The organism is Streptomyces sp. NPDC029044, from assembly GCF_040637495.1.
In the GTDB taxonomy this organism is placed as follows: domain Bacteria; phylum Actinomycetota; class Actinomycetes; order Streptomycetales; family Streptomycetaceae; genus Streptomyces.
Genome location: NZ_JBEZWN010000015.1, coordinates 83,255 through 100,154, shown reverse-complemented (window position 1 = coordinate 100,154; position 16,900 = coordinate 83,255). Strand labels below are relative to the sequence as shown.

The window sequence follows — 16,900 nt, the reverse complement described above, 5'->3', positions numbered from 1 at the left end:
CCTGGCCCCGCGAGGGAAGGAACCGCTTGCTCCGGTGGCCCCGGAGGCCCGCCTAGACTGGGGCGGCGCGCAGGGCGACGGAGGCGACGGAAGGGGCGGTGACGGTGGCGGCAGCCGGCGGTGGCTTCGAGGACCCCTCCGCGGACGTGCTCGCCCGGGCGGCCGCGGCCTTCGGTCTGCTCGCCTCGCCCGCCCGGCTGCACATCGTCTGGGCGCTGGCCCGTGGCGAGAGCGACGTGACCGGCCTCGCCGAGCGGGTCGGCGGCGCGCTCCCCGCGGTCAGCCAGCACCTCACCAAACTGAAGCTGGCCGGGCTCGTGCGCTCCCGCCGCGAGGGCCGCCGGCAGGTCTACTACGTCGACGACCCCGACATCGTCGAGGTCGTCGACGTCCTGGTGGACCGGCTCTCGGACCGCGCCGCACCGGCACGCCGCCGCCTCCATGGCCTCTGACACCGCCGCAGGCACCACCCTGGAGGTGCTGCGGCGGCTGGAGTCGGGCCCCCGGGGGCTGACGGAGACCCAGGCCGCGTCGCGGCTGGCCGCCTTCGGCGAGAACATCCTGCCGGACCGCCGTACCCCGTCCTGGCCCCGCCGCTGCGTACGCGCCGTGCGCGACCCCTTCACCGCCGTACTGCTCTGCCTCGGCCTGGTGTCCGCCGCCGTCGCCTCGTGGGGCACCGCCGTGGTGATCCTCGCCCTGGTGGCGGTCAGCTGCGCCCTGCGGGCCGGCGGGGAGCACCGGGCCGACCGGTCGCTGACGGCCCTGCGCGAACTGGTCGCCGGGACCGCCACGGTGCTGCGACGCCCCGGCCCCGACGAGCCGCCGCAGCCCCGGGAGGTGCCCGTCGGCGAGCTGGTCCCCGGCGACGTGCTCCGGCTCGGCCCCGGTGATCTGGTCCCGGCGGACGTACGCCTGCTCCGGGCCCGCGGGCTCACGGTGCACCAGGGGGCGCTGACCGGGGAGTCGGCGCCGGTGGCGAAGCGCGCGGCCGACGAGGCCGACCCCGACGAACCCCAGCTGTGCTTCCAGGGCAGCACGGTCGCCGCCGGCGGCGCCACCGCCGTCGTGGTCGCGACCGGGGCCGGGACACGGTTCGCCGCCGCCCACCGGACCCCGGCCGCGCCGCGGGAGGGCGGTGCCTTCGACCGGTCCGTCAACGGCATCTCCTGGGTGCTGATCCGGTTCATGCTGCTGACGCCGCCGCTCGTGCTGATGGCGAACGCCACCCTGCGCGACCGCGGCCTGGAGACCCTGCCGTTCGCCGTCGCGGTCGCCGTCGGGCTGACACCCGAGATGCTGCCGGTGATCGTCACGACCTGCCTGGCCCGCGGCGCCGCCCTTCTCGCCCGCACGCACGCCGTCATCGTCAAACGGCTGCCGGCCCTGCACGACCTGGGCGCGGTCGACGTGCTGTGCGTGGACAAGACCGGCACCCTCACCCAGGACCGCCCCGTCGTCGAACGGGCCCTGGACGCGGCCGGCCGGGACGACCCCGAGGTACTGCGCTGGGCCGCCGTCGGCGCCTGGTGGACCCTCCAGCTCGCCGAACTGCCCGCCCCCGACGCCCTCGACGAGGCCCTGCTGGAGGCGGCCGGGGCGGTGGGCGAGGAGTACGACGGGCTGGACGCGGTGCCGTTCGACCCCGAGCGGCGGTGGGCGGCGGCAGTGGTCCGAGGCGATGCCGGGCGGCACACCGTCGTCGTCACCGGCGCGGCGGAAGCCGTCCTGGAGCGCTGCGCCACGGCGCCCGGCGAGCGCGACCGGCTGCTCGCCCTCGCCGCCCGGGAGGCGGACGCCGGCCTCAGGGTCCTGGCCGTCGCCACGGCCGACCGCCCCGCCGGCGCCCGCCGGGCCCCTGCCCGTACGGCCGATCCCCGGGGCCTGGCCTTCCAGGGCCTGGTGACCTTCCGGGACGCCCTCGCCCCCACCGCCGCCGAGGCCCTGCGCGAACTGGCCGCCCGCGGCGTCACCGTGAAGGTCCTGACCGGCGATCACCCCGCCACGGCGGCCCGGGCCTGCCGGGACCTGGGCCTGGACCCCGGCGACGTACGGACCGCCGCGCAGCTGTCCGACGGCCCCGGCGGAGCGACAGTCGTGGCCCGCTGCACCCCGCAGGACAAGGCCCGCCTCGTCACCTCCCTGCGGGCCGCCGGGCACACCGTCGGCTTCCTCGGCGACGGTGTGAACGACGTGGCCGCGCTGCGCGCGGCCGACGTCGGCATCGCGCCCCGCTCCGCCGTCGGCGTGGCACGGGAGAGCGCCGACGTCGTGCTCGCCGACAAGGACCTCACGGCGATCGGCCACGCGATCACCGCCGGCCGGTACGCGAGCGGCAACATCGCCTCGTACCTGCGCGTCACGCTCTCCTCGAACCTCGGCAACGTCGTCGCCATGCTCGCCGCCGGGCTGCTCCTGCCCTTCCTGCCGATGCTCCCGGCCCAGGTGCTCACGCAGAACCTGTGCTTCGACGCGGCTCAGCTGGCCTTCGCCCACGACCGTCCCGGCGCGGCCGCCCTGCGCGGTCCGGCGGTGCTGAGACCGCGCTCGTTCCTCCGCTTCGCGGCCGGTTTCGGGATGCTCAACGCGCTGGCCGACCTCGCCACCTTCGCCGTCCTCGCCCTGGCGCTGCACGGCCCGGACGCCGCCGTGGACGACGAGGCGGTGTTCCACTCCGCCTGGTTCACCGAGAACCTGCTCACCCAGGCCGTGGTCATGGTGCTCCTGCGCACCGGCCGGCGCGGCGGACCGGGCCGTGCGCCCGGTCCGGTCGGCCTGGCGGCGGCCGGCCTCGCCGCCGTCGGCGTGCTGCTCCCGCCGAGCCCCCTCGGATCGGCCCTCGGCATGACGGCCCTGCCCGCCGCGTACTACCTGCTGCCGGGCCTTGTCCTCGGGCTGTACGCGCTGGCCCTGGCCGCGATCCGTGCCCGGCGCCGTCAGCCGTAGGTGAGGTTCGAGCAGGGATTGTCGTCCGCGGACCGGGCTCCGTCGGCCACCTCGGACGGCACGGCGGACGGGGCTGGGGCGGCGGACGCGCCCGCCGCCGGGCTGTCCGCGTACGTCTGCCCGAGGACGACACTGATCCCGCTGCCGGTCACGGACCGCAGCCCGGCCCCGGGGAAGGCCCGCGCGACGGTCCTGGCCCGGTCCTCCTGGCCCGGCCCGTACTCGACCAGCGTGGTGCTGTGGTCCTGGCCGGCCGCCGTCGCCGTGCCCGTGACGGTGAAGCCGTCGCCGGTGAGTTCGGCGGCGGCGCGGGCGGCCAGGCCCGGAACGGTGGTGCCGTTGTAGACGGCGACGTCGATGCCCGCACCGGAGACCGGCGTGGGGGAGGCGGCCGCACCGGAACCGGCTGGTCCGGTCTTCTTGCCGCCGGCGTTCTTGCCGTCGATCGTGCGGTCGGACCTGAGCGCGGCCCACAGCGCGTCCGCGTCCGGCTGGACGATCGCCACCCGGGACCCCTCGTAACGCCAGGGCAGGGTGACGAACTTGGTGTTGTGCAGGTCGATGTCCTTCAGGGTCATCGCGAAGGAGATCAGCTTGTCGGCGGAGCCGAGGCCGGGGTCGACGGTGAGCGATTTCGTTGCGGCGTCGGCCAGCGGCAACAGCCTCGTGGGGGTGAGGCCCTTGCTCTTGACCTCCTTCAGCAGGCTCGCCACGAAAGCCTGCTGGCGCTTGATCCGGCCGATGTCGGAGCCGTCCCCGATGCCGTGCCGGATCCGGACGTAGTCCAGTGCCTTCTGCCCCGATACGGTCTGCTCGCCCTGGTGGAAGAGCAGCTTGCCCGGGGCGGTGAGATGCGGATCGAGGTCGTTCTCGTAGACGTCCTGCGGCAGGCACACCCGGACCCCGCCCACCACGTCCGTCAGGTCCGCGAAGCCCTTGAAGTCGACGACGACGGTGTGGTCGACGCGCAGCCCGGTGAGCTGCTCGACGGTGTTCTGGGTGCAGGCCGGGTTGCCCTTCGGCGTCTGGCCGACCGAGTAGGCCGCGTTGAACATCGTGTCCGGCTGGGCCTTGGTCCACGTGCCGTCGGGCAGTTTGCAGGGCGGGATGGTGACCAGCGTGTCGCGGGGGATGGAGACGGCGATCGCGTGCCGGTGGTCGGCGTAGACGTGCAGCAGGAAGGCGGTGTCCGAGCGGCCGACGTCGTCCTTGTCGCCGCCGCCCAGCGCGCTGTTGCCGCCGGTGCGGGTGTCGGACCCGATGACCAGGACGTTCTCGCCCTTCGACGAGCCGGCGTCGGGGCGGTTGTCGGACAGGCCGCCGGAGTCGAACGTGCTGATGTCGCCGTCCAGCTTGAGGTACAGCCAGCCGGCGCCGCCCGCGGCGAGCACGAGGAGGGCCAGGGTGACCAGGAGGGCGGTGCGTATGCCCCGGCCGCGGCGGCCGCGCCGGCGCCTGCGATCGCGCGGGGCGCCCCGGTTGCCGTGGGCGGCGCCCCCGCTCCGGTGCCGCGGCGGGTCCGTCCTCCGATTGCTGGTGACCGTCATCGGCGTCTGCTTGCCTTTCGCCCGGGGGTTGTACAGTTGCGCAATGTAGCAACTGTTGACGAGAGGGAGGGCATGACGTGCTGCGCAACGGACTGGAGCCCTGGCATCTGCTGATCGTGGCGATCGTCGTGATCGTCCTGTTCGGCTCGAAGAAGCTGCCGGACACGGCGCGATCACTGGGCCGCTCGATGCGGATCCTCAAGAGCGAGGCCAAGGCGCTGAAGGAGGAGGGCGGTTCGGGCGCGGCATCCGGCGAGCAGAACCGGCCCTCCGCGCCCGTCGACGCCGGCTAGGACCGGCTTCTTCCGGATCGGCCGAGGGGGCTCCTCAGGGCTGCCGCGCCGGCGTCGGGGCCGGGGACTCGGCCGCCCGGGCCTCCTTCCGGCGCTGTCTGCGGCTGACGCGGGGTTCCTGGTCCGGGAGCCAGCCGAAGGCGAGGCAGCTGCCGGTCACGCCCAGGAGCAGGCCGACGAAGAAGCCGCCCAGGTTGGAGGTCATCCAGGTGCCCAGGGAGACCAGGACGCCGATGACGGAGTAGAACAGGCGCTGGGTGGGGTTGAAGAGGATCAGCACGCCGCACAGCAGCATCACCACCGGGAGCAGATAGCCGGCCAGGCCCTGCATGCCGACGTGCAGGATGACGTCCAGCGACGCCTTCAGGGTGAGCAGGACCTCCGCGCCGCCCAGGGCGAGCAGCAGCCCGCCCCAGAACGGACGGCCGGCCCGCCACTGCCTGAAGGCGGGCCGGAACCCCTGGAGCGGGCCGCGCGGCATCAGCAACCCGATCCGCTGAAGCCCAGCTTCAGGCCCGGCAGCTTGAACACACCTGCCGTCGTCGCGTAGTTGGTCTGCCGCAGGTTGGCGATGTGCACCGTGTCGGACTGCTGGCTGAACACGCCGATCGGCCCGCGGCCCTTCGGGCCCGCCTTGTTCAGGGTGCTGGCGTCGTTGCCGATCTCGATGTTGGTGAAGGCCGCGTCGCCGGACAGCTCGGTGGAGTCGGTCGTCAGATCGCTGGCGCGCACCTTCTGCGAGCCCTCGCCCGCCCTGATGACCAGGTTCGTGCCGCCCAGGTCGACGCTCTGGCAGAGCTTGGTGAGCGTCGCGTTCTTGATCACGGACGTGACGACCAGCACCTGGCCGCCGGTCTCGCCCGCGTTGGGGCTGCCCTCGGCCATCTCGTCCAGGCCGCCGAACTGTGCGAAGCCGGTGCCGTCCAGTTCGGTGGCGGTGACCGTGAAGGGCATGCCGGAGATGGCGAACTGCACACCCAGGGCCCCCTCGGCGGTGAGGACGGCGAGGCCCGCGGCGGCCAGGGTGGCGGGCACCGCCATCACCGCGGCCCGGCGGGCCCGGACCCGCCCGCGTCGCGCGGGGGCGTCACTGACGTCCGGGGCGGCGGCGCCGTCCGGTCTTTCGGGGGTGTGCTCGGCGGAGGAGGTCATGTCTGCTCCAGGTGCATGTCGGTGCGGATCGGACTTCGGTGGCACGTTGTCCTGGCGCGGACACCGACCGCGTACGTACGTCTCCCGCAACTCCCGGCGGTTGCAAGGGCTTTCCGTTACGCCGCAGTAGCCGTCGAGGAAGTTACCGGGGGTTACATGAAGGGTCAAGGGAAGTGTGAACAAAGAGTGGTGATTGTGCGGCACAGGTGAGTCGCCGGTCTTCCGAAAGACTCACTGCGCGCACAACTCCCCTGCAAAGCCTTGACGTTGACTCAGCGGCAGGTCTACAACTCTCCTCGTCCCACCGGATCCGTGGCGCCGGATCCGCCACGCGGCCCGTCCGTGTGTCCTGGACCCGCTCGCCCCGTCAGGGCATCTCGTCGCCCGGTGCGTCCGAACGGGCTTTCCCTCGCCCGAGCCCCTCCGCCACGGCACGGCCGCTTCCTCCGGAGCCGCGCCACCAGCCACCCCCCGCCCGGCCCGGCCGGAGGTCCCTTCCCGTGTGATCCTCCGGCCGGTGACCGGCCTGCCGTTGCCGGCCCGTCACGTACGGAGAAGGCGTGACGGGCAGGCAACGGCGGACGCCCGGCACACCCCCCACCGCTCACCCCCCGCTATCGAAAGAGGTACACCCCCATGCGTACGCGCACCCTCCTCACCCTCACCGCCGCCGTCGCCGCCCTGGGTCTCGCCGCCCCCGCCTCCGCGGCCGACACCCCTGTCCTGACCACCGCCGACGGAGCCGCGGTCGCGGTCGGCGACGTCCTCGACGCGTCCCTGGCGAGCGGCACCGCCGCCACCTTCTACTCCAGCGCGACCGGCACCAGCGGCATCTCCTGCACCAAGTCGGCGTTCTCCGCCGCCGTCACCGACAACCCCGCCGCCCCCGGCACCGCGACGGAGTCCCTGACCTCGCACAGCTTCGACACCAGCGGCTGCACCACCAACGTCGTCGGGGTGCTCGGCGTCAGCGGCATCACCGTCGACAACCTGCCCTACACCACCAGCGTGTCCTCCGGCGGCACCGTCTCCGTGACTCCGGCCGCGGGCTCCGCCGTTCAGTCCACGGTCAAGCTGCGCACCCTGCTCGGCACCATCACCTGCGTCTACCAGGCCCCCGGCCTGACCGGCACGGCGAGCAACGCCGACAACAGCATCTCCTTCACCAACCAGCAGTTCACCAAGGTGTCCGGCTCGTCGCTGTGCTTCGCCAACGCCTTCTTCACCGCCAAGTACGCCCCGGTGACCAAGGGCGGCGTCGCCGTCGTCGTCAACTAGTGCCGGTCGAACGCTGCCTGTTGGGGCACTAGTTCAGCGTCGCCGTAGCCGTACGGCGAGGGCGGCGCCGCCGGTGAGCAGCAGCACCGCAGCGGCGCCGCCCGCCAGCACGGGCGCGGACGGGCCGGAGGCCGGGCCGGACGTCGTGGCCAGCGGCGTGTGATCGCCCTGGGGCCGCGGGCCGGGGGAGTCCCCGGCGGGGCTCGCCACCGGCTCCTCCTTCGCCGGCTCCTTCTTCTGCCCGGCCTTCTCCTTCTCCTTCTCCGGCTCCCTCTCCTCCTGCTCCGCCTTCCGTTCCGCGCTCGCCTCCTCCTGCCGAGGCTCCTTCTCCTCCCGCTTCTCCGGGAACAGCACGTCCGAGCACGAGTAGTAGGTGTCCGGCGTGCTGCTGTTCTGCCAGACCGTGTACAGCACATGCCGCCCGGTCCGGTCGGAGGGCAGAGTGGCCTCCATGCGGTAGGCGCCGTCCCTCAGGGGCGGGTCCGTCACCTCGGCGAACGGCTTGAGGGGCAGGTCGGACCAGGACAGCGGCCCGGCCGGGTCGTAGCCGGGCTTCGTCAGATACATCCGGAACGTGCCGGTGTGCGGGATCGTCGAGACGTACCGCATCGTCAGCGTCGCGCCGGGCGCCATCCGGGTCGACGGCCAGTCGGCGCGGGCGAGGTCGAGCCCCCGGTAGGCGGGCAGGCCCCCGCTGCACAGCTTCCCGTCCGGGATCACCGCGCGGTCCCGGCCGTTCACGTTCGCCACCCGCAGGTTGTCCCACGCCGTGAAGGGCGCGCCGTTCGCTGCGACGGCCGCACGGCACGCCGCCGTGCCCGCCCGGTCACCGCCCTCCGGGGAACAGGCCACCACCCGGCTCACCGGGTCCGTCGGCGCCCCGTGCGCACGGGCGGGCCCCGCCGTCCCGAGCAGCAGCAGCGGGGTCACCAGAACCGCGGCGAGTGCGGTGCGGTGTGCGGTCGTACGAGGCATCCGTCTGCTTCTCCTCGGCCCGGGCGGCGACGTTCGGTAGTGCAGTACGGGAAATCGGCCCGACGCGTTCATCGCGCCACGACCTGCTGCAAAAGGGGCCATTGAGCACTCAACTGCCCGCCGTTCGCCCGCCATAGAGGGTGGCCGGGCAAGTGGATCGAGGGTTTCCCCCGTATCCCGCTGACCTTTCCTTTGCCTATCGTTCGACCACAGCTGACCCACAGGTAACCCCGAACGGTCCGCTCCCCACACGCCTGGCCGGCCATCGCGTCGCTCTTCGCTTTTCGAACCACCCCCCTCCGCTTCGAGGACGAAGCGACTCAACCGCCGCTCCGCCCAGCCCGGAGTCCGGCCACGAAAGGCAACGACCGTGCGTATCTCCCCAGAGCTCAGACGGAAGCTGATATCCGTCGCCGTCGTCTCCACCGCCCTGCTGACCGCTGCCCCCGCCTCGGTCGCCGTCGCCCAGGAGCCGGCTCCCCGCCCGGCCGCCGTTCCCGCCGCGCAGACCGAGGCCGCCCCGGGCGTCCGGGCCGAGCGCCTCATCGTCGGCTACAAGTCCGGCGCGAGCGAGGCCAAGTCCAACAAGGCGGCGGCCGCCGACGCCGCCTCCAAGGCCGACAAGACCGGCGAGGACGTGGACTTCCAGCGCCGCCTCGGCACCGGTGCCGCCCTCGTCGAGCTGGGCTCCGACCCCACCCGGGCGTCCGTCTCCGATGTCGTCGCCGCGTACCAGGCCGACCCGCAGGTCGCCTACGTCGTCCCGGACCGTCTGAACAAGCCGACGGCCGTCACCCCGAACGACACCGAGTACAGCAAGCAGTGGGACCTGTTCGAGTCCACCGCGGGCATGAACGTCCCCGCCGCCTGGGACACCACCACCGGCAGCGGCGTGACCGTCGCCGTCATCGACACCGGTTACGTCGCCCACTCGGACCTGGCCGCGAACATCGTCGGCGGCTACGACTTCATCTCCGACACCGCCGTCTCCGTCGACGGCAACGGCCGTGACAGCAACCCGGCCGACCCGGGCGACTGGTACAACGCGAACGAGTGCGGCCAGGGCATCCCGGCCTCCACCTCGTCCTGGCACGGCACCCACGTGGCCGGCACCATCGCCGCCGCCACCAACAACGGCAAGGGTGTCGCCGGTATCGCCTACGGCGCGAAGATCTCCCCGGTCCGCGTGCTGGGCAAGTGCGGCGGCTACGATTCCGACATCATCGACGCCATCACCTGGGCGTCCGGCGGCAGCGTCTCGGGCGTGCCCGCCAACACCAACGTCGCCAAGGTCATCAACATGAGCCTCGGCGGGGGCGGCGCCTGCTCCAGCGCGACCCAGAGCGCCATCAACGGCGCCGTGAACCGCGGCACCTCGGTCGTCGTCGCAGCGGGCAACGAGAACACCAACGCCTCGTCCTCGTCCCCGGCGAACTGCAACAACGTCATCACCGTCGCCGCGACCAACCGCGCCGGCAGCCGTGCCTCGTACTCCAACTACGGCTCGGTCGTGGACATCTCCGCCCCCGGCGGTGAGACCCGCACCTCCACCGCCAACGGCATCCTCTCCACGCTGAACTCCGGCACCAAGACGCCGTCGAGCGAGAACTACGACTTCTACCAGGGCACCAGCATGGCCACCCCGCACGTCGCGGGCCTCGCCGCGCTGATGAAGTCGGCCAACTCCGCCCTCACCCCGGCGCAGATCGAGTCGGCCATCAAGGCCAACGCCCGTGCCCTGCCGGGCACCTGCTCCGGCGGCTGCGGCGCGGGCCTCGCGGACGCCGCCAAGACGGTCCAGGCCGTCAAGGGCGGTACGTCCACCGGCACGACGTTCTCCAGCACCACCGCCGTCGCCATCCCGGACAACGGCGCCGCGATCGAGTCCCCGATCAGCGTCACCGGCCGCAGCGGCAACGCTCCCTCGGCCCTCCAGGTCGGCGTCGACATCACCCACACCTACCGCGGTGACCTCGTCATCGACCTGGTCGCGCCGGACGGTTCGGCGTACCGCCTGAAGGCCGCCGCGTCGGACTCCGCGGACAACGTGAACACCACCTACACGGTGAACGCCTCCGGCGAGGTGGCCAACGGCACCTGGAAGCTGCGCGTCCAGGACACCGCCGCCCAGGACACGGGCACCCTCAACAGCTGGAAGCTGACCTTCTGATCCTCCCTCGGCAACGCTGAACGAGGCAGGCCACGAACGGGCGGGCCGGCCGGTGCGGATGGGGCACCGGCCGGCCCGCCTTCACGTCCGGCCCCGGGTTCCCCACGATTAGATACCGAACGCGCTGTTTTCTTTCACCAGTTGCGCTTGTTTTGCCGGATGTGCACCCGCACTCCGGCACACTGGTGTGATGGGCGCCGTCTCAGGGTGAGTTATCGTGTACGGGGGGTAAAAACAAACGGCATGACCCGTTCATTTCCGTCCCGGGAGAGTTCAGCCGATGGCGAGGCAGTTGCGAGCCGAGCAGACCCGCTCGACGATCATCACGGCAGCCGCTGACCTGTTCGACCGTCGCGGCTACGAATCGACCAGTCTCAGCGACATCGTGGAGCACGCCCACGTCACCAAGGGTGCCCTGTACTTCCACTTCGCGGCGAAGGAGGATCTCGCCCACGCGATCCTCGAACTCCAGTCGCACACCGCCCGCCGGCTGGCGACGGAGACGGACAATCGCGGCCACACCTCCCTGGAGGCGCTGATGCGCCTCACGTTCGGCATCACCCGCATGTCCGTCGAGGACCCGGTGCTGCGGGCCGGACTGCGGCTCGCCACGGGAGGGCTCCGGCCGAAGCCGCCCCTGAGCCACCCCTTCACCGAGTGGCTGGACATCGTCACCGCCCGGCTCGTCGGCGCGGTCAAGGAGTCCGACGTCCACCCGGACGTCGATGTCGACGTCGTGGCCCACTCGTTGGTCTGCTTCTTCGTCGGCACCCGCGTCGTGGGCCGCTCCCGCGAGCCGGTCGCGCGCCAGCCCCGCCGGACGGCGGAGATGTGGAACATACTCATCCGCGGCCTGGTCCCGGTGACCCGCCGGGCCCGCTATCTGAGCCTGGCGGCCCGTCTGGAGCGGGAGATCGCACCGGTGTGACCGGGGCGCCCCGGCGGCCCGCCCCGTCCGGCGGGCACACGCATCACCGCGGCATGGGCCGCGCGTTACCGTGAGGCCCATGGCCGACACCCCCTCCGCACCCCTGCTCCTCGGCAATGAGCCAGGCTCCTTCCCCCACAGCGTGCTGGCCGAGCGGCACCCCGCCATCATCCGGCAGGTCCGCGAGGCCTTCCCGTACGAACCCGGGCAGCACCGCGCCCTCGACGAACTGCTCGTCAACTGCACCGAGGGCGAGATCGAGCCCCTCCCCGCCGACGCGCACGACCGGGACCACTGGGAGACCTGGGGGCTCGGCGAGTACACCGGCCGCTCCTGGTTCGACGTGCCGTGGCTCTGGTCCGAGAGCTGGTTCTACCGCCGACTGCTCCAGGCCGTCGGCTGGTTCGGTCCCGGCCCGTGGCAGGGCGTCGACCCCTTCCGCCCCTTCAAACTCGCCGAACTCGACTCCGCCGAGACCGACGAGGAACTCGCCGCACTCGACGACCTCGCCGGCCGTCCCGCCGCCGAACAGGCCCAGGCCCTGCTGCACGGCTCCCTGTGGGGCAACCGCGCCGACCTCGGTTTCCGCCTCTCCGCCGAGGGCGCGCGGGCCGCGGACGCCGCGCCCGGGCTGGTCGCCGACGACAGCGACCGGCTCTGGTCGCTGCTGGACAAGGCCGACCGGGGCACGCTGTACCTGGTGGCCGACAACGCGGGCCGTGAACTCGTTCCCGACCTCCTCCTCATCGCCCACCTCCTGGACAGCGGCCGCATCGGACAGGCGGTCCTGCACGTCAAGCCGTACCCCTACTACGTCTCCGACGCCACCACCGCCGACGTCGTCGACGCCCTGCGCCGGCTGACCGGGGCCGGGGGAGCGGCCGCCGGGTACGGGCGGAGCCTGTGGTCCGCCCTGGGCGACGGGCGTCTCACCCTGCGCGCCCACCCCTTCTCCAGCGCCCCGCTGCCGTACGCGGAGATGCCCGGCGACCTGCGCGCCGACTTCGCCGCGGCCACCCTCACGATCGTCAAGGGCGACCTCAACTACCGCCGTCTGGTGGGCGACCGGCTCTGGGACCCGACCACGCCGTTCACCGACGTGGCCACCTGCTTCCCCGGCCCGGTCGCCGCCCTGCGCACCCTGAAGTCCGACGTGATCACCGGCCTCGACGCGGACACCGAGGCCGCCCTGGTCGCGGCGGAGGACCAGCGCTGGCGCACCAGTGGCACGCACGCGCTGATCCAGGTGCGGGACGTTCCCTGATTCACACGATGGTGTGATCATGTGCGACGCGGTGGATGCCGTCGCGGGGCGCCGGGTAGGGCCCGGCCATGACGCAGCCGTTCGAACTCCCGCACTTCTATCTGCCGCATCCCGCGCGGCTGAACCCGCACGTCGACGAGGCCAGGGCGCATTCGACGCAGTGGGCACGCGAGATGGGCATGCTGGAGGGATCCGGCGTCTGGGAGCAGGACGACCTCGACGCGCACGACTACGGCCTGCTCTGCGCCTACACCCACCCCGACTGCGACGGCCCCGCCCTCTCCCTCATCACCGACTGGTACGTGTGGGTCTTCTTCTTCGACGACCACTTCCTGGAGATGTACAAACGCAGCCAGGACCGCACCGCCGGCAAGGCCCACCTGGACCGGCTGCCGCTGTTCATGCCGCTGGACCTGTTCGCTCCCGTGCCGGAACCGCGCAACCCCGTCGAGGCGGGCCTCGCCGACCTGTGGGCCCGCACGGTGCCGGCGATGTCCGAGGACTGGCGCCGCCGCTTCGCCGTGGCCACCGAGCACCTCCTCAACGAGTCGATGTGGGAGCTGTCCAACATCAACGAGGGGCGGATCGCCAACCCCGTCGAGTACATCGAGATGCGCCGCAAGGTCGGCGGTGCCCCCTGGTCTGCGGGGCTCGTGGAGTACGCGACCGCCGAAGTACCCGCCGCCGTGGCCGGGTCCAGGCCGCTGAGGGTGCTGATGGAGACGTTCTCCGACGCCGTGCACCTGCGCAACGACCTGTTCTCCTACCAGCGCGAGGTCGAGGACGAGGGCGAGAACAGCAACGGCGTGCTCGTCCTGGAGACCTTCTTCGGCTGCACCACCCAGGAGGCCGCCGACACCGTCAACGACGTCCTCACCTCCCGCCTCCACCAGTTCGAGCACACGGCGTTCACCGAAGTGCCCGCCCTGGCCCTGGAGAAGGGCCTGCGGCCGGACGAACTCGCGGCAGTGGCCGCTTACACGAAAGGGTTGCAGGACTGGCAGTCCGGTGGCCACGAGTGGCATCTGCGCTCCAGCCGCTACATGAACGAGAACGCGGTGCGCGGCGGCGGCCCGTGGCCGGGAGGCTCCGGCATCGGCACCTCCGCAGCCGACGTCCGCGCCCTGCTCGCCACGGCCGGTGCCGAGCGTCTGCGCTCGTACACGCACGTGCCGTACCAGAAGGTCGGGCCGGCGCGGATCCCCGACATCCGCATGCCGTTCCCGCTGGAGCTCAGCCCGCACCTGGACCACGCCCGCCGCAGCCTCGGCCACTGGGTGGAGCGCATGGGCATCCTCGCCGAGGGCGTCTGGGACGAGGACAAGCTCCGCGCCTACGACCTCGCGCTCTGCTCGGCCGGTCTCGACCCGGACGCCACGCGCGAGGCCCTCGACCTCAGCGCGCAGTGGCTCGCCTGGGGCACCTACGGCGACGACTACTACCCGCTGGTATACGGCCACCGCCGCGACCTCGCCGCCGCCCGCCTGACCACGACCCGCCTCTCCGCCTGCATGCCGCTCGACGGCGCGCAGCCGCCGCCCCCGGCCAACGCCATGGAGCGCGGCCTGGCCGACCTGTGGGCGCGCACCACCGCGGACATGACGCCCGAGGCGCGGCGCGCGTTCAAGGCCGCGGTCGACGTCATGACCGAGAGCTGGGTGTGGGAGCTGTCCAACCATCTCCAGAACCGCGTGCCCGACCCGGTCGACTACCTGGAGATGCGCCGGGCGACCTTCGGCTCCGAGCTGACCCTGAGCCTGTGCCGGATGGGACACGGCCCGGCCGTCCCGCCGGAGGTCTACCGCAGCGGACCGGTCCGCTCCCTGGAGAACGCCGCGATGGACTTCGCGTGCCTCCTCAACGACGTCTTCTCGTACCAGAAGGAGATCGAGTACGAGGGCGAGATCCACAACGCGATCCTCGTCGTGCAGTCGTTCTTCGGCTGCGACTACCCGACCGGGCTCGGCATCGTGCACGACCTGATGGACCAGCGCATGCGCCAGTTCGAGCACGTCGTCGAGCACGAACTGCCCGTCCTGTACGACGACTTCCGGCTCACGGGCGAAGCGCGCGCGGCGATGGGCAGGTACGTGGCGGACCTGCGGAACTGGCTGTCCGGCATCCTCCACTGGCATCGCGAGGTGGACCGCTACAAGGACGCTTGGCTGTCCCGCCGTGCCCACCGCTTCCTCCCCGACCGGCCGCCGGCCGTGCCCGTCCCCGCGCTGCGCTGACCGGCCCGCCTGCTCCACGGCGCGTACCGCACCCGGCGACCGGTGCGGTACGCGCCGTGCCCGCGTCCGGGCCGCCTCAGGACCGCCCCGGCCCCGGTCAGTCTCACTCGTTCGTGGCTCGTCGGCCGCCGATGTGCCGGGTAGAGCACCTGCCGTGATCGCTCCGGGATCCGCCGGAGGCGATCGGCACCATCCGGAGGCGAGCCATGGAACAGACCGCGCTGCGACCCAAGCCGATGCCGGGGCAGGAGCCCGACGGGGCCGCACCGGCGACGGGACCCGGCCCGTCGCGGCCCCGCCCGCACGCCGTCCGGCGCCGGGGGAGGCGGCTCCTCAACGTGCTGCTCGCCGGATGCACCGGCGTGGTCCTGGTGCTGTCCGGGATCGGGCTCGGGGCGATGGGCGCCGCGGTGCTCGGCAAGGGCGGGCGCTTCGACCCGCGGGGGTGGCACTCGGCCTCGCTTCCGGGCCCCTCACCCTCCGCCGCCCCCTCCGCGCCCGCCGCCGCGACCCTCGGGGTGCAGGTCATGGACGACCGGAAGCCGGGGGCCGTGGTCGTGGGGCTGCACGTCCCCGGGCCGGCCCAGGCCGCCGGGCTGGTGCGCGGCGATGTCCTCCTCGCCTTCGGCACGACCCGGATCGACACGGCCGCCGACCTGGTCCGGGCCGTGGCCCGCGCCCGTCCGGGCTCCGAGGTCAGACTGACCGTGCGCCACCGCGGCGGCGGCTACGAGCAGCTGGTCCTCGTGCCGGCCGTCGCGGCGTGAAGCCCGCCCGCACGGCACGACCCGGGGCCGTGGACGCCCCGCGGCCGGGCCCTGACCGAAAAACCGGCACCAGGCATCAGCGCTGGTGCCCGAGCAGCCTCCGTCGCGGGGCAGGTTGCCCGGGTGAATGCCCGCAGACGGCTCGCGCCGCCCCCTCCGGCCGGGCAGGATGCTGCCCGTAGCCCCTTCGTCCGTCCTGGGAGGCCCGGATGACCGGAAGTACGGCCGCCACCTTCACCGCCGACGACTACCGGGCCCGCATGGAGCGGGCCGCGCGGGCGGCCGCCGAGGCCGGTCTCGCCGGTCTGCTGGTGGCCCCGGGGCCCGACCTGGTGTGGCTCACCGGCTACACGCCCCCGGCGGTCACCGAGCGGCTCACCCTGCTGGTCCTCGCCGCCGGGCAGGAGCCCGTCCTCGTCGTCCCCGCCCTGGAGGCCCCGGACGCGCACCGGGCGGCCGGCGCGTCCGCCCTGGCCCTGCGCGACTGGACCGACGGCAAGGACCCCTACGCCGCCACCGCCGCCCTCCTCGACGCCTCCGGCCGGTTCGGCATCAGCGACAACGCCTGGGCCCTGCACCTGCTGGCCCTCCAGCAGGCCCTGCCCGGCAGCTCCTACGCCTCGCTCACCGAGGCCCTGCCGATGCTGCGCGCCGTCAAGGACGCGGCCGAGCTGGACCTCATGGCCGCCGCGGGTGCCGCCGCCGACGCGACCTTCGAGGAGATCCGGGGCGTCCCCTTCGCCGGGCGCCGGGAGTCCGAGGTGGCCGCGGACCTCGACCGGCTGCTCCGCGGCCACGGACACGAGCAGGTCGACTTCACCATCGTCGCCTCCGGCCCGAACGGCGCCAACCCGCACCACGAGGCGGGCGAGCGCGTGATCGCCCGGGGGGACACGGTCGTCCTCGACTTCGGCGGCCTGCGCGACGGCTACGGATCCGACACCTCCCGCACGGTTCACGTCGGCGAGCCCACCGACGAGGAACGCCGCGTCCACGACATCGTGCGCCAGGCCCAGGAGGCCGGCTTCCGCGCGGTGCGGCCCGGGGCCGCCTGCCAGGACGTGGACCGGGCCGCCCGCCGGGTGATCGCCGACGCCGGTTACGGCGAGTACTTCATCCACCGCACCGGACACGGCATCGGCGTCACCACCCACGAGCCGCCCTACATGATCGAGGGCGAGGAACGGCCCCTCGTGCCCGGCATGTGCTTCTCCGTGGAACCCGGCGTCTACCTGCCCGGCCGGTTCGGAGTCCGCATCGAGGACATCGTCACCGTCACCGAGGACGGAGGGCGGCGCCTGAACACCACCACCCGCGAGCTGGTCATAGTGGAGTGAGGCCCCGAT

The 16,900-nt window shown here is 72.9% G+C and carries 14 protein-coding genes; 10 read left to right on the top strand and 4 right to left on the bottom strand.

Annotated features, from left to right (window positions below):
- Positions 1-104: 104 nt before the first annotated feature.
- Complete coding sequence (locus tag AB0E85_RS15760) at positions 105-452, top strand: metalloregulator ArsR/SmtB family transcription factor (RefSeq protein ID WP_361926824.1); 348 nt, start codon at positions 105-107, stop codon at positions 450-452.
- Positions 442-2,946 (top strand): magnesium-translocating P-type ATPase, encoded by a 2,505-nt coding sequence (mgtA, locus tag AB0E85_RS15755; protein ID WP_361926758.1) that lies wholly within the window; start codon positions 442-444, stop codon positions 2,944-2,946. Before AB0E85_RS15760 ends, mgtA begins: the two co-directional genes overlap by 11 nt.
- Here mgtA and AB0E85_RS15750 read toward each other — a convergent pair.
- Entirely contained in the window at positions 2,937-4,493 is a 1,557-nt protein-coding gene (locus AB0E85_RS15750) for an LCP family protein (protein WP_361926756.1), read from the bottom strand. The two genes, mgtA and AB0E85_RS15750, sit on opposite strands and share 10 nt — an antisense overlap.
- Before the next feature lie 77 nt (positions 4,494-4,570).
- Here AB0E85_RS15750 and tatA point away from each other — a divergent pair, with 77 nt between their 5' ends.
- Entirely contained in the window at positions 4,571-4,786 is a 216-nt protein-coding gene (tatA, locus tag AB0E85_RS15745; RefSeq protein ID WP_361926753.1) for a Sec-independent protein translocase subunit TatA, read from the top strand.
- A 34-nt stretch (positions 4,787-4,820) separates the two neighbouring features.
- Here tatA and AB0E85_RS15740 read toward each other — a convergent pair whose 3' ends face one another.
- Both AB0E85_RS15740 and AB0E85_RS15735 read right to left on the bottom strand, forming a co-directional pair.
- A complete protein-coding gene (locus AB0E85_RS15740) occupies positions 4,821-5,267 on the bottom strand; it encodes a DUF6114 domain-containing protein (protein WP_361926750.1) in 447 nt (148 codons plus the stop codon).
- Positions 5,267-5,938: a DUF6230 family protein gene (locus AB0E85_RS15735; RefSeq protein WP_107453514.1), complete on the bottom strand. Its 672-nt coding sequence runs from the start codon at positions 5,936-5,938 to the stop codon at positions 5,267-5,269. Before AB0E85_RS15735 ends, AB0E85_RS15740 begins: the two co-directional genes overlap by 1 nt.
- Positions 5,939-6,574: 636 nt before the next feature.
- Between AB0E85_RS15735 and AB0E85_RS15730 the strand changes: the two genes are divergently transcribed.
- On the top strand, positions 6,575-7,216 hold the full coding sequence (locus tag AB0E85_RS15730) for a Tat pathway signal sequence domain protein (RefSeq protein ID WP_361926747.1): 642 nt from the start codon (positions 6,575-6,577) through the stop codon (positions 7,214-7,216).
- Positions 7,217-7,249: 33 nt separating this feature from the next.
- Here the strand turns inward: AB0E85_RS15730 and AB0E85_RS15725 are convergent, their stop codons facing one another.
- Positions 7,250-8,191, bottom strand: a complete 942-nt coding sequence (locus AB0E85_RS15725; RefSeq protein ID WP_361926744.1) for a lytic polysaccharide monooxygenase — start codon at positions 8,189-8,191, stop codon at positions 7,250-7,252.
- 370 nt (positions 8,192-8,561) lie between these two features.
- Between AB0E85_RS15725 and AB0E85_RS15720 the strand changes: the two genes are divergently transcribed.
- The 6 genes from AB0E85_RS15720 (at position 8,562) to AB0E85_RS15695 (ending at position 16,891) form a co-directional block, all read left to right on the top strand.
- Complete coding sequence (locus tag AB0E85_RS15720; protein ID WP_361926741.1) at positions 8,562-10,361, top strand: S8 family serine peptidase; 1,800 nt, start codon at positions 8,562-8,564, stop codon at positions 10,359-10,361.
- 280 nt (positions 10,362-10,641) lie between these two features.
- Positions 10,642-11,289, top strand: coding sequence for a ScbR family autoregulator-binding transcription factor (locus AB0E85_RS15715; protein ID WP_361926738.1), 648 nt, complete (start codon positions 10,642-10,644; stop codon positions 11,287-11,289).
- A 79-nt stretch (positions 11,290-11,368) separates the two neighbouring features.
- Positions 11,369-12,553, top strand: a complete 1,185-nt coding sequence (locus AB0E85_RS15710) for a damage-control phosphatase ARMT1 family protein (protein WP_361926736.1) — start codon at positions 11,369-11,371, stop codon at positions 12,551-12,553.
- Positions 12,554-12,621: 68 nt separating this feature from the next.
- The gene (cyc2, locus tag AB0E85_RS15705; protein ID WP_361926733.1) at positions 12,622-14,787 is read left to right on the top strand and encodes a germacradienol/geosmin synthase Cyc2; all 2,166 of its coding nucleotides are present in this window, start codon (positions 12,622-12,624) and stop codon (positions 14,785-14,787) included.
- A 206-nt stretch (positions 14,788-14,993) separates the two neighbouring features.
- Complete coding sequence (locus AB0E85_RS15700) at positions 14,994-15,554, top strand: PDZ domain-containing protein (protein WP_361926731.1); 561 nt, start codon at positions 14,994-14,996, stop codon at positions 15,552-15,554.
- Between the two features lie 209 nt (positions 15,555-15,763).
- Positions 15,764-16,891, top strand: a complete 1,128-nt coding sequence (locus AB0E85_RS15695) for an aminopeptidase P family protein (RefSeq protein WP_361926728.1) — start codon at positions 15,764-15,766, stop codon at positions 16,889-16,891.
- The last annotated feature ends 9 nt before the right edge of the window (positions 16,892-16,900 follow it).

Bases quoted from the DNA above. Each gene is read 5' to 3' on its own strand.
- mgtA (WP_361926758.1), top strand. From the start codon at position 442: ATGGCCTCTGACACCGCCGCAGGCACCACCCTGGAGGTGCTGCGGCGG.
- AB0E85_RS15750 (WP_361926756.1), bottom strand. From the start codon at position 4,493: ATGACGGTCACCAGCAATCGGAGGACGGACCCGCCGCGGCACCGGAGC.
- AB0E85_RS15740 (WP_361926750.1), bottom strand. From the start codon at position 5,267: ATGCCGCGCGGCCCGCTCCAGGGGTTCCGGCCCGCCTTCAGGCAGTGG.
- AB0E85_RS15735 (WP_107453514.1), bottom strand. From the start codon at position 5,938: ATGACCTCCTCCGCCGAGCACACCCCCGAAAGACCGGACGGCGCCGCC.
- AB0E85_RS15730 (WP_361926747.1), top strand. From the start codon at position 6,575: ATGCGTACGCGCACCCTCCTCACCCTCACCGCCGCCGTCGCCGCCCTG.
- AB0E85_RS15725 (WP_361926744.1), bottom strand. From the start codon at position 8,191: ATGCCTCGTACGACCGCACACCGCACCGCACTCGCCGCGGTTCTGGTG.
- AB0E85_RS15715 (WP_361926738.1), top strand. From the start codon at position 10,642: ATGGCGAGGCAGTTGCGAGCCGAGCAGACCCGCTCGACGATCATCACG.
- AB0E85_RS15710 (WP_361926736.1), top strand. From the start codon at position 11,369: ATGGCCGACACCCCCTCCGCACCCCTGCTCCTCGGCAATGAGCCAGGC.
- cyc2 (WP_361926733.1), top strand. From the start codon at position 12,622: ATGACGCAGCCGTTCGAACTCCCGCACTTCTATCTGCCGCATCCCGCG.
- AB0E85_RS15700 (WP_361926731.1), top strand. From the start codon at position 14,994: ATGGAACAGACCGCGCTGCGACCCAAGCCGATGCCGGGGCAGGAGCCC.
- AB0E85_RS15695 (WP_361926728.1), top strand. From the start codon at position 15,764: ATGACCGGAAGTACGGCCGCCACCTTCACCGCCGACGACTACCGGGCC.